Below are 14,361 nucleotides of genomic sequence, written 5' to 3' on the forward strand. Positions count from 1 at the left end.
CGAACGAGAAAGGCCCCGGCGCACAGGCGCAACGGGGCATCGTGGATCGGAAGAGATCCTGCTCAGTCATCACCTGCGCGGGCCCCCACGAGGTGAGGTTTCGGACGTGTCGCCACGTCACCAGCGGTCTTCGGCAAGGAGCACTCTACGCCGGCGCCGCGCCGACCGCCAAATCCGCTCAGGGGCGCAACTGCACCTTGATCGCGTCGGCCGACGCCATCGCCGCCAGGGCCGCGTCGAAGTCGGCGAGATCGAACTCGTGCGTGATCAGTCCCCGCAAACGGGGCGCCAGCGTACCCATCGCCGCCGCAGCGGCCGGGTACTGGTCGGCCACCGAGTTGGAACCGATGATCCGCCATTCCTTCTCGTACAGGTGATACGGCGAGTACGCCTGCTCGGCCCCGGTCGGCAGCACCCCCATCTGCAGGAACGTGCCGCGCTTGCGCAGGCGCGACAGCCCGTCGGCCACGGCCGCCGGGGCGCCGGAGGCGTCCAGCACCAGATCGAACTGAGCCGGGCCGGCGAGCTCGGTGACCGATCCGGCCGCGCCCCGGGCGCCGAGCTCCAACCCGCGCTCGCGGCGCCGGGCGTGCGGTTCGATCAGGTACGCCTCCGCGCCGAGGTCGGCCGCGACCGCCACGGCCAGCAGCCCGATCGCCCCGCCGCCGTAGATGATCATGCTCCGACCGCCCTCGACGCCACCGCGGTCGAAGCCGTGCAGCACACAGGACAAGGGCTCGATCAGCGCACCGGTCGCCGGGTCGAGTCCGGCCGCGAGCGGGACGGCGAGCCGCGCCGGCACCGTGACGTACTCGGCCAGCGCCCCGTCGCGGGTGATGCCGAGGGCCTCCCAGTGGGCGCACAGATTGGGCGCGCCGCGCCGACACCACTCGCAGCGGCCGCACCAGATGTTCGGGTCGGCGGCGACGGGATCGCCGACGGCGTACCCCTCCACCCCCTCGCCCCACCCGGCGACGGTTCCGGCGAACTCGTGGCCGGGCACCAGCGGGAAGCTCAGATGCCCGTAGTCGCCGGTGGCGATCCGCAGGTCCGTGCCGCAGACTCCCGACGCCTCCACCTTGATCAACAACTCGTCGGGTCCGGGCTCCGGCGCCGGCACCTCGGCCAGGACCCAGTCCCCGGGCCCGTCGAACCTGATCGCCCTCACGATCCGGCCCCGGGGCCGATCAGCACCTTCCCCGCCCCCGGCTCGACCGCCCGGTCGAAGGCCGTCGCCGCGTCGGCGAACGCGAACCGGTCGGAGACGATCTCTGCGGCGGGAAGGTCGGCGGCCATCGCCAGCGCCGCGGCGAAATCGTCCTCGGTGTAGCTCGCGCAGCCCTGCACCCGCAACTCGCGGTCCTGGATCGCCGGCATCGGCGTGACAAGATCAGCCGCGGGTACGCCGACCACCGCGATCGTCGCCGCCCGCCGGACCAGCTCCGGCCACTGACGGGCCGAGCCTGCGGAGGCGACACAGTCGAAGAGCACATCGGCCCCGCCACCGAGCTCTCGGCGTACCCGATCGCCAAGATCGGCGGCCAGCGCGTCGAGCGCGGCATCCGCGCCGAGCCGCACCGCCCGCTCGCGCTTGACCGGGTCGGGGTCGGTGACCACGATCCGCTCGGCCCCGGCGGCGCGCGCGGCGATGATCATCAGCACGCCGATCGTGCCGGCGCCCAGCACCACCACACCGGCACCGGCCAGGTCGCCCGCGATCCGCGCCGCGTGCACGGGGGTGGCCAGGCACTCCACCAGCGCGGCCTGATCGTCGTCGACGCCGTCGGGCACCGGGTAGAGGTTGCCACTCGGCGCGAGGAAGAACTCCCCCATCGCGCCGGGGCGCGCGCCGGTCGGGTCGCAGCCGATCCAGGCCAGCACCTCGCAGGCGTTGGTACGCCCCGCGCGGCAGTTCACGCACACCCCGCAGACCACATTGGGCTTCAGCACGACCCGACGCCCGGCGCCGTCGCCGCTCGCGATCACCCCGACCGCCTCGTGCCCAGGCACATACGGCGGGGCCAGCAGCGGATGTTGCCCCGCAAGCGCGTGGGTGTCGGAGCCGCAGATCCCGGCGTACCGGGTGCGGACCAGCACCTGCCCGGCCTCCGGCGCCGGAATCTCGACCGACCCGGCGGCGACCCGGCCGATCGCGGTGGCGGTGACCCGGATCATCGAGCCGTCCGGCTCGGGCGTCATCGAGCCGTCCGGCTCGCGCGTCGCTGCGTCCATCCGCCGATCGTAGCCGCGCCCTGTCGATCGGCTGTGAGAACGCCCACATGGTCTCGATATCGGCGACCCGCCCACATACGGTCGGCCGTGCGAGCCCCTGGGGCTCCCTGACCGTTGTCCGCCGCCGCGTCGAACAGGGCCTTGTCCGTGGATTTACTGATCACGCTGTTGTTGCCGCTGTCGATCACACTGCTGGTGGCCGCCGTGGCGGCCGTGATCGTTGCGCTGGTGACCGCTGCCGCCGTCAAGATCTTCAGCCGTCAACCCAACATCCGGCACGCGCTGCGTGGCCGGCTGCGTACCCCGGCCGGCGTGTTTGCCGCGCTCGTCGCGGGGAGCATCGCGGCCGGCACGACGGGCGTGGTCGGGTACGCCGGTGACAACGCCCCGGTGGTCGAGCGGACGCTCGCCATCGCCTGCATCGCCGCGGGAGCCTGGCTGGTGATCCGGGTGATCTCTGCCGCCGGGGACGTGCTGGCACGGCGCCTCGTGCACACCGAGGACGGCAACGGACACAACCGGCGGATGCGTACCCAGGTGATCCTGCTGACCCGGGTGGCGATCGCGGTGGTGGTGATCCTCGCCATCGGCGCCACCTTGTTCACGTTCCCGGGCGCGCGGGCCGTCGGGACGAGCCTGCTCGCCTCCGCCGGGCTCGCCTCGGTGATCGCCGGCCTGGCGGCGCAATCCGTGCTGGGCAACGTGTTCGCGGGGATGCAGCTCGCATTCAGCGACGCCATCCGCGTCGACGATGTGGTGGTCGTGGAGGACGAGTGGGGATCGATCGAGGAGATCACCCTGACCTACGTGGTCGTGCACATCTGGGACGACCGGCGGCTGGTGCTGCCGTCGACCTACTTCACCTCGACGCCGTTCGCGAACTGGAGCCGCCGCAGTTCGCAGATCATGGGCACGGTCGAGCTGGATCTGGACTGGCGCGTCCCGCTGGACGACATGCGCGCCGAGTTGCAGGCCGTGGTCGCGCGCAGTGACCTGTGGGACGGCCGGACCGCGTCGCTGGTCGTCACGGAGGCCGTCGACGGGCGCGTCCGGGTACGGATCCTGGTCAGCGCCGACGGCACCGACAAGATCTTCGACCTGCGTTGTGCGGTACGCGAGGCGATGATCACCTGGCTGCGGACCGCCCATCCGGAGGCGCTGCCGGTGCAGCGGGTACGCGCGATCGACCCGGAGACCCCGCGCGAGGCCGAGCTCGCCGCCGCCGAAGGCTGGTGATCAGTCCCCGGTCGCGCGGTGGTGCGGAGTCGTCAGCGCCACGGCGGGAACCACCGCCAGTAGCGCGTGCATTCGCCCATCGCCGGGCCGTCCACGCAGTCCTCGACCTGCGTGAGTCCCGATGCCAAGAACAAGGCCCCCAGCACGAGGACGACCACGACGGCGATGAGGAACAGCCGCAAGGGTCGTCCCACGTCACTGCGGCTATCTGGCTTCATCAACTGGGACTCGTCCTCGCCCATGTTCCCGATTGCCCTCCAACGCTCAGTCGCCGGTCGCGCCGTCGATCGACTCCCGGAGCAGATCGGCATGACCCGCATGCCGGGCGTACTCCTCGATCAGGTGCACCAGCACCCAACGCAGGCTGATCGGCCCCTCGTCCTTCGGCCGGGCGCGGACGACCAGGTCCAGGCCGCCCTCGGTCAGCGCGCGATCGAGAGTGCGATCCGCACTGTGGACGGACTGGTCGTACCAGACGAGAAGCTGACCCGGATCATCATCGGCCGCGCTGTGGAACTCCCAGTCCGGGTCGTCGTCCCAGGGTGCATCGTCGAACGGCGCCATCGGCGGCTCGCCGGTCAGCCGCTGCCCGAGCCAGCCGTTCTCGACCAGCGTGAGGTGCTTGATCAGCCCGCCGAGGGTCAGGTCGGAGGGCCCGAGCCGGGCGGCCAGCGCCTCGCGGTCGAGCCCCTCGACCTTGCGGCGGATGACCGCGCGGTAGAAGTCCAGGAAACCGCGCAGGGTGGCCAGCTCGTCCGCGGTCGTCGGCGGCTCGATCAGCGAGGTCGACTCGGTCAGCGGGGCAGGCTCGGTCACGAGGCCAGCATCGCACCTCCCGCCACCGGCCCCGGCCCCGGAGCACCCGCCACCCATTCGTGTCGTCAGTTATCGCCGCCTGCGCGAGCGCGCAGGCGGCGATAACTGACGACACGAACAGCAGGGGCAGACGAAACGGGCCCGGTCGCAGCGGCTGCTGCGACCGGGCCCGTTGCCGGCCTCGGGGCGTACCTCCGAGGCGTGGAGTCAGCTCACTCGCCCTCGGGCTTGGTCCGCGACGGGTCCACCTGGACGCCGGGGCCCATCGTCGAGGAGACGGTGATCTTCTTGATGTAGCGGCCCTTCGATGCCGACGGCTTGAGCCGCAGCACCTCCTCCAGCGCGGCGAAGTAGTTCCCCTCCAACTGCTCGGGGGTGAACGAGGACTTGCCGATGATGAAGTGCAGGTTCGCGTGCCGGTCGACGCGGAACTCGATCTTGCCGCCCTTGATGTCGGAGACGGCCTTGGCGACGTCCATGGTCACCGTGCCGGTCTTCGGGTTCGGCATCAGGCCACGCGGGCCGAGCACCCGGCCCAGGCGGCCGATCTTGCCCATCATGTCCGGGGTGGCGACGACGGCGTCGAAGTCGAGGTAACCGTCGGCCACCTTCGCGACCAGCTCGTCCGAGCCGACCTCGTCGGCGCCGGCGGCCTCGGCCGCGGCGGCCTTGTCACCGGTGGCGAAGACGAGAACCCGCGCCGTCTTGCCGGTGCCGTGCGGCAGGTTGACCGTGCCGCGGACCATCTGGTCCGCCTTCCGCGGGTCGACGCCGAGACGCATGGCCACATCCACGGTCTCGTCGAACTTCGCCGACGCGTTGTCCTTCACCTGTGCCACCGCGGCCGTGGGCGTGAGCAGCTCGTCGCGGCCCATCTTCTCCTCGGCGGCCCGGTAGGCCTTGCTGCGCTTGGTCATGTCTGGTTCCTTCCGATGATCCAGATCGTGGTCCGAGGTAGCGCTACCCCTCCCACGTGATTGTTCGTCCGGCCGCTGCGCGGCCGCACTGCACTCGACTTTCAGTTCAGTCGATCGTCACACCCATGGAGCGGGCGGTGCCCTCGACGATCTTCATGGCGCCGTCGATGTCGTTGGCGTTCAGATCCGGGAGCTTGGTGGTGGCGATCTCACGGACCTGGTCGCGGGTCAGCTTGCCGACCTTCTCCTTGTGCGGGACCGACGAGCCCTTGGACAGACCAGCGGCCTTCTTGATCAGCTCGGCGGCCGGCGGGGCCTTCGTGATGAAGGTGAAGGTGCGGTCCTCATAGATGGTGATCTCGACCGGGATCACCTGCCCACGCATGTTCTCGGTCTGCGCGTTGTACGCCTTGCAGAACTCCATGATGTTGACGCCGTGCGGGCCGAGAGCGGTACCCACCGGCGGGGCCGGCGTGGCCTGGCCCGCGTTCAGCGCGACCTTGACCAGCGCCGCGACTTTCTTCTTCGGAGGCATGTTCGGGTTCCTTGTTGATTTCTTCTCTACTGGTTGCCCGGCATGTGGGCCGGGCCGTGCCGGACAACGCCCGGCAGGTCTATCGGTATTCCGCTCAGACCTTCTGGATCTGGGCGAACGTCAGGTCGACCGGGGTCTCCCGGCCGAGGATCTCGACCAGGGCCTTCAGCCGCTGGCTGTTGGCATTGATCTCGGTGATCGTGGCATGGACGCCGGCGAACGGCCCGTCGACGACCATCACCGAATCGCCCTCGGCGTAGTCGGCGACCTCGACCTTCTTCTTCGACTTCTTCTGCTTGCCGTCGGAGGTCGCGGTGGCCGCGGCAATCACCGACGGGGCGAGCATCTTCTCCACCTCGTCGATGCTCAACGGCACCGGCGAAGTGGCGTGGCCGACGAAACCGGTCACCGACGGCGTGTGCCGCACGGCGGCCCAGGACTCGTCGGTCAGATCCATGCGTACCAGCACATAGCCGGGCAGCACGGTCCGCTTCACCGTCTTCTTGGCGCCGTTGCGGATCTCGGTGACCTCTTCGGTCGGGACCCGCACCTCGAAGATGAAGTCCTCCATGTTCAGCGAGGTGACGCGGTTCTCGAGGTTCTGCAGCACCCGGTTCTCCATCCCGGAGTAGGTGTGCACCACGTACCAGTCGCCGATCTTGGACGACAGCTCCTCGCGAAGCTCGGCGAGCGCCTTCTCCGCGGCGTCGTCGTCCTCGGCATCCTCGTCCTCGGAGTCCTCCGGCTCGTCGACGCTGAGGTCGATCTCGACGCCGTCGTCCTCGCCCGAATCGTCCGGGGCGCCGAGGTCGATCCCGGTGTCGCCGGAGTCGGAATCGCTGACCGGCCCGAGGTCGATCTCGATGTCGTCGTCGGCGGGGTCGTCGTCGGCGGGCTCGGCCGGTGCGCCGAGATCGATCTCGGGCTCGGCGCTCGCCTGCTCGTCGGTATTCGTCTGCGGATCGAGCTCGTCGGCCACTGCTTCCCTTTCGTTGTCGCTCATCAGCCGAACAACCTCAACAGCAAGGTCCCGTACCCGAGGTCGAGCAGGCTGGTCACGGTGATCATGAAGACGACGAAGATCAGCACCACCACGAAGTACTGCTGCCACTGGCTGCCACTCGGCCAGACGACCTTGCGCAACTCGGCGACGCACTGCTGGATGAAGCGGATCGGGCCGATCCGCTCGGGGCCGTCCTTGTCCTTGGACCTGGACTTCGACTTCCGGGTGAGGGCCTTGCCGTCGGAATCGTCGTCGGCGTCGGGCGCACTGCGACGCTTGGGCATCGTGGCGCGCGTGCGCACCGCAGTCCCGCCGCGGGCCTCGCTCTCACCCTCGGGCGCGGATTCGGGGTCCGCAACGTCAGCGTCGGTGTCCGGCGTCTGGTCCGGATCCTCCCGCTTGTCGTCTGCCACCTGATTTCCTTTGCTTCGCCGTCTCATGCCTCCGGCCCGGACAGTCAGGATCCGCCTCCTTTCGGAGGGGCCTGCCGCCGGGCCGGAGGGTCCGCACGGGAAGAGGGACTTGAACCCCCAACCTTCGGTTTTGGAGACCGATGCTCTGCCAATTGAGCTATTCCCGTCCGGTGCGGGCTCCGCCGCCCGGGCAGGCCGGACGATGGTGCTCCCACCAAGTACGGCAGTGTACGTGGTCGGCGCGACCGAAGTCGAACCGGTACGCCGTCGCTGCCCTCAGCTCTCCGCGGCGGCCAGCAGCACACAGGTGGCCAGGCCGTTGATGGCCTGCTCCAGCTCCGGCAGCGGCGGGAAGGTCGGCGCGATCCGGATGTGCCGGTCGCGCGGATCGTTGCCATGGGGGTACGCCGCCCCGGCCGGCGTCAGCGCGATGCCCGCCTGCTTGGCCAGCTCGACCACCCGGGTCGCCGTCCCGTCCGGCACCGCCAGATTCACGAAGTAGCCGCCGTCCGGCGCCTCCCACTCCCCGACCCCGTGCGGCCCGAGCCGCTCGGTCAGCACCTGGCCGACCAGATCGAACTTCGGCGCGAGCTGGTCGCGGTGCTCGCGCATCAGCCGGCGTACACCCTCGGCGTCGCCGAAGAACCGCACGTGCCGCAGGTGGTTCACCTTGTCCGGGCCGATCGAACGGAACTTGGCGTGCCCGACGTACTCGTCGAGGTTGGCCTTCGACGACGCCAGGAAGGAGACGCCGCCGCCGGCGAAGGTGATCTTGGAGGTGGACGCGAACTGGTAGACCCGGTCGGGGTTGCCGGCCTCCGCGGCCATCCCGAGCACGTCGAGCGGGGCGTACTCCTCGGCGGTCAGGTGGTGGAAGGCATACGCGTTGTCCCAGAAGATCCGGAAGTCGTCGGCGGCGGGCATCGCGAGCAGCGCCCGGGTGGTCTGCTCGTCATAGATCGCGCCGGACGGGTTGGCATACATCGGGACGACCCAGATCCCCTTGACCGCGGGGTCGGCCGCCAGTTCGCGGACCGCCTCGACGTCCGGCCCGTGGGGACCCAGCTCGACCGGGACCATCTCGATGCCGAGGTGCTGGCAGATCCCGAAGTGCCGGTCATAGCCCGGCACCGGGCAGATGAACTTGATCTTCTGCTCGGCCCAGCGCTGGCCGCCGCCGATGCCGTGCAACATCGCGTACGCGATCAGGTCGTGCATCAGCGACAGGCTGGAGTTGTCCTGGGCGATCACCTGGTCCAGCTCCACCCCGAGCAGCTCGGCGAAGATCGCCCGCAGCTCGGTCAGGCCGAGCTGGCCGCCGTAGTTGCGGGTATCGGTGCCATCGTCGGCGATGCCCTTGCCACCGGGCAGTTCCAGCAGTTCGTTGGACAGGTCGAGCTGCGTCGCGGCCGGCTTGCCACGCGTCAGGTCGAGCTTCAGCCCGGCCTGCTGCAGCGCGGCGTACGCCCGCTCCTGCTCGGCGCGAAACTCCGCGCGCTCGTTCTCCGACAGCTCCGACAGTCGTGGCATGGCCGCGATGCTATCGCGGCGCGCGGGGCTCCCGCCCGGGCTTATCGCTCGCTAAGCTGCGGGCCATGAACATCGCGACATGGGTGTCCGAACAGGCCTCCGCCCGGCCCGAGGCGCCGGCCATCAAGCAGGGCGAGCTGGTGCTCAGCTACGGGGTGCTGCAGGCCGCCGTGCAGCGCTGCGCGCGGCTGCTCGCCGACCGCGGCGTCGGCCCGGGCGACCGCGTCGCGCTGATCATGCCGAACGTGGCGTACTTCCCGATCACCTACTTCGCAGCACTCTGGCTCGGCGCAACCGTGCTGCCCCAGAACCCGCTGCTGAAGGCCGGCGAGATCGAGTACCTGTGGAACGACGCCGAGCCGCGCGTCGCGTTCGTGCTGGAGATGTTCGCCGAGGAGGCGATCAAGGCCGCGAACGCGACCGGCGTCGACGTGATCGTCGTCCGGCCGGGCGAGTTCGACCAACTGGTCGCCGGCCAGGAACCCGTCGCCGAGCTCACCGAGCGCGCCGGCGAGGACACCGCGGTGCTGCTCTACACCTCCGGCACCACGGGCCAACCCAAGGGCGCCGAGCTCACCCACGAGAACCTGCGCAGCAATGTCGTCACCTGCGGCGAGACGCTGCTGGAGATCTCGCCCGACGACGTGTTGTTCGGCGGCCTGCCGCTGTTCCACGTCTTCGGCCAGACCTGCGCCATGAACTGCGCGATCGCGTTCGGCGCCTGCCTCACGCTGATGCCGAAGTTCGACGCCGCGGGTGCGCTGAAGATCATCGCCGAGGACAAGGTGACGATCTTCGAGGGCGTGCCGACGATGTACATGGGCCTGATCGCCGCGCAGAGCGCCGGCAACCACGACGTCTCGTCGGTACGGGTGGCGATCTCCGGCGGCGCGGCCATCCCGGTCGAGACGCTGGCGGAGGTCCAGCGCGTGTTCGGCTTCAAGCTGTTGGAGGGTTACGGGCTGTCGGAGACCTCGCCGGTGGCCTCGTTCAACCATCCCGACCGGCCGGCGAAGGCCGGCTCGATCGGTCAGGCGATCCGCGGTGTCGAGATGCGCCTGGTCGACGACGACGATGTCGAGGTGGCCGAGGGCGAGATCGGCGAGATCGCGATCCGCGGCGAGAACGTGATGCGCGGCTACTGGAAGAACCCCGAGGCCACCGCCGAGGCGATCCGCGACGGTTGGTTCCACAGCGGCGACCTCGCCCGCCGCGACTCCGAGGGCTTCTACTTCATCGTCGACCGCAAGAAGGACATGATCCTCCGCAACGGCTACAACGTGTACCCGCGCGAGGTCGAGGAGGTGCTCTACACCCACCCGGCCGTCGCCGAGGCGGCGGTGCTCGGCGTACCGCACCCGACCCACGGCGAGGAGATCGCCGCGGTGGTCACCCTGCGCGAAGGTGCGAGCGCGTCGGAGGACGAGCTGCGCGACTACGTCAAGGAGCGGATCGCGGCGTACAAGTACCCGCGGATCATCCGCTTCGGCGGGCTGCCGAAGGGTCCGACCGGCAAGATCCTCAAGCGCGAGATCACCATCGACGAGGCCTGATCAGCTCGCCGCCGCGGTACGCACCGCCCTGGCCCACAGCCAGAAGCCCGCTGCCGCGGCGGCCAGCGCGACCGGCACGACCACGGCCAGCCGTTCCGGCGTCGCACCCGAGTACGCCCACGCCGCGGGCCCCAGCAACCAGGCCCACCCCTCCGCAAGCGTGCTGCCTCCGAACAGCAATCCGAACACCACGCCGACGACACTGATCCCGATCGCCACCCCGGGGCCGAACCGCGTGCCCAACCAGAGGTTCGCGAACAGCCCGGCGATCCCGACCACCAGACCCGCCAGCGCGACGCCCGGCCGCGCCGACAGCACCCCCGCCGCCGCAACCAGCGGCAACCAGCACAGGACCAACAGCACCGCGATGGCGCCGCACCAGGCCGTGGCCGAACATCGCGTCAGCACCACCCGCAGCGCATCGGCCTGTCCGGCGACCACCAGCCAGCTCGCCGTCGCGGCAGCCACCGGCACCACCAACAGCCCAAACGCCCCGCGCACCCCCGCGTCCTGCCAGAGCAGGTACACCGCGACCAGGCCCGCGCCGGCCGGCACCAGTGCCCAGACCAGGGCGGTCCGGCGCAGGCTCACCCAGGCTGCCGCCACCGGTGCCGGGTGGCCGCGGCGGACGGACCCTGCGGCGCCCGCGAGCTCGGAGGGTGCGAGTTCGGGCGGCGTCACCCCCGGGCGGGTCGCCGCGCCGGGGCGGATCCGTCCTCGGGGCTCCGGCGCGAACGCCGCGGCCGCGATCAGCGCGATGCCCGCGATCGCGGCGAGCAACGCGGGCGGCCAGCTCGCCAACCCCAGCACAAGATCACCGGACTGCGCGGCCACCCCGTTGGCGTGTATCCCGAGCACCGGGAGCGCCGCCCGCACCGCCCAGGTCCACGGCTGGGCAAACCAGGCCCCGCTCTCGGACAACACGGTGCCCGCGATCTGCCAGACGACCGCGAGGCCGAGGGTGCCGAAGAGGCCGATCCGCTCGGCGGCCAGCAACGCCAGGCCGAGCACCGGCAGGGCGCCCGACCAACTGATCATGACCAACCAGAGGATCCGATCAACCGGTGGGGCGCCGAGACCCGCGACGGACCCGATCACCAGCACCGGCAGCGTGATCGCCAGGTTGAACACGAGGAGCTGTCCCGCGATCCACAGGGCGCGGGCAAGCCGAAGCGTCGGCCGTTGCACGGGACGCCAGCTCGTCGCGCCGAACCGGGCGGCCCGGTCCCGGCGCACGGCGAGCGCGGCGACCAGCGCGACCAGCGGCGCGGCCAGCGCGGTGACATAGATCACCTGCCAGGCCAGCAACTGGTCCCAGCCGGTCGCGTCGCGAACGGAGACCAGCCACCAGCCCGCACCCTGCAGCGTGCAGATCACCAGGCCCGCCAGGCCCAACCGGGCGATCACGGTACGCCGGGAGCGCAGCCGCTCGGCGGCGAGCGCGCGGAGCAGTTGGCTCATCGCGCGGCCCCCGTCGGCTCGAGATAGGCGGCCTCGACGTCGCCGCCCGGGGCGAAGTCACGCAGCGTGCCCTGATAGGCCAACCTGCCGCCGACCAGGACGCCGATGTCGTCGGTGAGCTGGGCGATCTCGCCGAGTTGGTGGCTGGAGATCAACACCGTCCGGCCACCCGCCGCCAGTCGTCGGATCAGCTCGCGCAACTCGATGATCCCCTCGGGGTCGAGACCGTTCTGCGGCTCGTCCAGCATCAGCACCGGCGGGTCGGCGAGCAGCGCGATGGCCAGTGCCAGCCGGGCCTTCATGCCGGTCGAGAAACTGCGGGCCGGCTTGCGTCCCACCCCGGCGAGGCCGACCGCAGCCAGCACCTCCGCGCTCCGCTCGCGGCCCAGTCCGAGCAGCCGCGCATGCACGAGCAGGTTCTCACCGGCACTGAGCTGCGGATAGAAGGCGGGCCCGTCGACCGACGCGCCCACCCGGTCGAGCAGTTCGCGCCGCCAGGGCTGGCCGAGCAGGCGTACCTGCCCCGCATCGGGTTCGATCAGGCCCAACATGATCTTGAAGGTGGTCGACTTGCCGGCGCCGTTGCGGCCGAGCAGCGTGTAGACGCGGCCGGAGGGTACGCACAGATCGAGGCCGTCGAGCACACGCTGACCGGCATAGCTCTTGATCAGCCCGCGACACTCGATCACCGGCGCCGATGGGGAGGTGATGTCCATGCCGCCAGCGTGGCGCGCGGTGCGGCGGCGTACCTCCTGCCGGGGAAGGAACGGGGCGACACCCGCTCCGGGTCGGCTCATGCCGAGGGAGGATCGCCGTCTCGGGGAAGGCTCGGCAGCGTCCCCGGCCGGGCCAGGCCCATCGTGTGGGCGAGCACGACCAGCGCTACCCGGTCGCGGGCAGCGAGCTTGAGCAGCAGGTTGCCGATGTGGGTCTTCACGGTGGTCTCGGCGATGAACAGCTCCGCGGCGATCTCGGCATTGCTCGCGCCGCGCGCGACGAGCGCGAGGACCTCGGTCTCGCGGGCGGTCAGCCGGCCGGCCAGCTCGGCGGCGGCCGGCGGCGGGGCCTGCTGCAGGGCGGCCACGACGTGGCCGGTGACGGCCGGGTCGAGGACGGCCTCGCCGCGGTGCACCGCGCGGATGCCGTCCAGGACGACTCCGGGGTCGGCATCCTTGAGCAGGAAACCCCGCGCGCCGGCACCGATCGCGCCGGTGACCAGCTCGTCGACGTTGAACGTGGTCAGCACCAGGATGCGCGGCCGCGGCGCCGCTCGCGCGATCCGCCGGGTCGCCTCCACCCCGTCCAACACGGGCATCCGCAGGTCCATCAACAACACGTCCGGCCGCGCCCGGGCGGCCAGCGTGACGGCCTGTTCCCCGTCCGCGGCCGTGCCGACCACGTGCAGGTCGGGCTGGTTGTCGATCAGTGCGACGAACGCGGAGACCAGCAACGGCTGATCATCCACGACGCCGACGGTGATCGGTGACGTCGGCAGCTCAGGCATCGGAGGTCCCCACGGGTATCCATGCCGAGAGGACGAATCGGCCGTCCTGGGCGCCGGCCTCGATGCTGCCGACGACCAGGGCGACCCGCTCGCGCAACCCGATCAGCCCGTACCCCGGCGCCCGCCCGGTGCCGGGCCCGGCGTCCAGCTCGTTGCTGATCATGATGTGGCAGCGCGGCGCGGCCCGGTCGTCGGTCAGCTCGACCAGCACCCGCCCGGTCGGTCGGGAGCCGCCGTGCTTGATCAGATTCGCCAACCCCTCCTGGACGATCCGCAGGACGGTCAGCCGGGCGAGCGCGGGCCACGCGTCCTGCCAGCCCCGGAGCCGATCGGGGTCCGGCAACCGCACCTCCAGCCGGGCCGCATTGCCGGCTGCCGCGACCAGCCCGGGAATCCGGGTCAGGTCCCCGGTCGGCGACGCCTGGTCGCCGACTCTCAGCACGCCGACCAGATCGCGTACCTCGTCCAGCGCGGCCGAGCTGACCTGCCGGATGTCACCCATCGCGCCGCGCAGGCGATCGGGATCGCCGATCGCGAGCGAGGTCGCGGCCTGGACCTGGACGACGGCCAGGCTGTGCGCGACCACGTCGTGCACCTCGCGCGCGATCAGGGCACGCTCGTCGCGGGCGGCCTGCGCGGCGCGCTCGGCGTGGCGACGCTCCTGTTCGGCCAGCTCCCGGCGGTGCCGATCGGCGATACCGCGCTGCTGGCTCGCCCACAGGTAGACCGCGACCATCACCAGGACGTGCAGGGCGACGACGAGGGAACCGCCCCCCAGTTCGCTGATCGGGCTGACGAACGACCCGGCGATCCCGAGGAGCAGGCCCGCGACACCCCACCGGCGGTCGGGGGCCCATCGGGTGACGGCATACAACGCCAGCGGCGCGGCGAAGAGCAGGGGCGTGACGCCGAGATTGGTCCGACCGACCCGGATCAGCACGGCCAGCGCGGCGAGCAGGCCGTAGGTCGCGACGAATGCCGGCAGCACGGCCGCCCGGCGGAACAGCAGCGCGGCGACCAGGCCGAGGTGAATGGCGAGGTAGGCGAGATATTCCGGCGCTGGGCCGAACTCCACGACGAAGCTGCCGGCGACCGCGGCCATCGCCGCCGCTGCCGCCGCGAGCAGCCAGTCGCCGAGCGGGATCCGGCGCCAGGTCATGA

Annotated in this window: 15 protein-coding genes and 1 tRNA gene; 2 read left to right on the top strand and 14 right to left on the bottom strand. The window is 71.0% G+C overall.

Annotated features, from left to right (window positions below; genetic code table 11):
- Positions 1-178 precede the first annotated feature (178 nt).
- The gene (locus GGQ54_RS05435) at positions 179-1,168 is read right to left on the bottom strand and encodes an alcohol dehydrogenase catalytic domain-containing protein (protein WP_179444470.1); all 990 of its coding nucleotides are present in this window, start codon (positions 1,166-1,168) and stop codon (positions 179-181) included.
- Positions 1,165-2,232, bottom strand: a complete 1,068-nt coding sequence (locus GGQ54_RS05440; protein WP_179444471.1) for a zinc-dependent alcohol dehydrogenase — start codon at positions 2,230-2,232, stop codon at positions 1,165-1,167. Before GGQ54_RS05440 ends, GGQ54_RS05435 begins: the two co-directional genes overlap by 4 nt.
- 147 nt (positions 2,233-2,379) lie before the next feature.
- On the opposite strand from GGQ54_RS05440, the gene GGQ54_RS05445 reads away from it, so the two are divergent.
- A complete protein-coding gene (locus tag GGQ54_RS05445) occupies positions 2,380-3,468 on the top strand; it encodes a mechanosensitive ion channel domain-containing protein (protein ID WP_218843716.1) in 1,089 nt (362 codons plus the stop codon).
- Between the two features lie 32 nt (positions 3,469-3,500).
- Here GGQ54_RS05445 and GGQ54_RS05450 read toward each other — a convergent pair whose 3' ends face one another.
- From GGQ54_RS05450 to GGQ54_RS05485, 8 genes are all read right to left on the bottom strand, one after another.
- The gene (locus GGQ54_RS05450) at positions 3,501-3,662 is read right to left on the bottom strand and encodes a hypothetical protein (RefSeq protein ID WP_179444472.1); all 162 of its coding nucleotides are present in this window, start codon (positions 3,660-3,662) and stop codon (positions 3,501-3,503) included.
- A 70-nt stretch (positions 3,663-3,732) separates the two neighbouring features.
- The gene (locus tag GGQ54_RS05455; RefSeq protein ID WP_343045860.1) at positions 3,733-4,284 is read right to left on the bottom strand and encodes a DinB family protein; all 552 of its coding nucleotides are present in this window, start codon (positions 4,282-4,284) and stop codon (positions 3,733-3,735) included.
- A gap of 212 nt (positions 4,285-4,496) precedes the next feature.
- A complete protein-coding gene (rplA, locus tag GGQ54_RS05460; RefSeq protein ID WP_179444474.1) occupies positions 4,497-5,201 on the bottom strand; it encodes a 50S ribosomal protein L1 in 705 nt (234 codons plus the stop codon).
- Between the two features lie 106 nt (positions 5,202-5,307).
- Positions 5,308-5,736 carry a 50S ribosomal protein L11 gene (rplK, locus tag GGQ54_RS05465; protein WP_179444475.1) on the bottom strand — a complete coding sequence of 143 codons (429 nt, stop codon included), beginning with the start codon at positions 5,734-5,736 and terminating at the stop codon, positions 5,308-5,310.
- 94 nt (positions 5,737-5,830) lie between these two features.
- Positions 5,831-6,739: a transcription termination/antitermination protein NusG gene (gene nusG, locus GGQ54_RS05470; protein WP_179444476.1), complete on the bottom strand. Its 909-nt coding sequence runs from the start codon at positions 6,737-6,739 to the stop codon at positions 5,831-5,833.
- Positions 6,739-7,152 (bottom strand): preprotein translocase subunit SecE, encoded by a 414-nt coding sequence (gene secE, locus GGQ54_RS05475; RefSeq protein WP_343045861.1) that lies wholly within the window; start codon positions 7,150-7,152, stop codon positions 6,739-6,741. Before secE ends, nusG begins: the two co-directional genes overlap by 1 nt.
- Before the next feature lie 94 nt (positions 7,153-7,246).
- Positions 7,247-7,319 (bottom strand) — tRNA-Trp (locus GGQ54_RS05480).
- A 109-nt stretch (positions 7,320-7,428) separates the two neighbouring features.
- On the bottom strand, positions 7,429-8,682 hold the full coding sequence (locus tag GGQ54_RS05485; RefSeq protein WP_179444477.1) for an aspartate aminotransferase type Ic: 1,254 nt from the start codon (positions 8,680-8,682) through the stop codon (positions 7,429-7,431).
- Between the two features lie 65 nt (positions 8,683-8,747).
- Here GGQ54_RS05485 and GGQ54_RS05490 point away from each other — a divergent pair, with 65 nt between their 5' ends.
- Positions 8,748-10,235: a long-chain-fatty-acid--CoA ligase gene (locus tag GGQ54_RS05490; protein ID WP_179444478.1), complete on the top strand. Its 1,488-nt coding sequence runs from the start codon at positions 8,748-8,750 to the stop codon at positions 10,233-10,235.
- Here GGQ54_RS05490 and GGQ54_RS05495 read toward each other — a convergent pair whose 3' ends face one another.
- From GGQ54_RS05495 to GGQ54_RS05510, 4 genes are read right to left on the bottom strand one after another with little or no spacing between them, the layout of a single operon-like run.
- Positions 10,236-11,696 (bottom strand): hypothetical protein, encoded by a 1,461-nt coding sequence (locus GGQ54_RS05495; RefSeq protein WP_179444479.1) that lies wholly within the window; start codon positions 11,694-11,696, stop codon positions 10,236-10,238. It abuts the gene before it with no gap.
- A complete protein-coding gene (locus GGQ54_RS05500; RefSeq protein WP_218843718.1) occupies positions 11,693-12,493 on the bottom strand; it encodes an ATP-binding cassette domain-containing protein in 801 nt (266 codons plus the stop codon). The genes GGQ54_RS05495 and GGQ54_RS05500 overlap by 4 nt, the downstream gene beginning before the upstream one ends.
- Entirely contained in the window at positions 12,490-13,200 is a 711-nt protein-coding gene (locus GGQ54_RS05505) for a response regulator (RefSeq protein WP_179444480.1), read from the bottom strand. The genes GGQ54_RS05500 and GGQ54_RS05505 overlap by 4 nt, the downstream gene beginning before the upstream one ends.
- Entirely contained in the window at positions 13,193-14,359 is a 1,167-nt protein-coding gene (locus tag GGQ54_RS05510) for a sensor histidine kinase (RefSeq protein ID WP_179444481.1), read from the bottom strand. The genes GGQ54_RS05505 and GGQ54_RS05510 overlap by 8 nt, the downstream gene beginning before the upstream one ends.
- Between the last annotated feature and the right edge of the window lie 2 nt (positions 14,360-14,361).

The sequence above is a fragment of the Naumannella cuiyingiana genome (assembly GCF_013408305.1).
GTDB lineage: Bacteria > Actinomycetota > Actinomycetes > Propionibacteriales > Propionibacteriaceae > Naumannella > Naumannella cuiyingiana.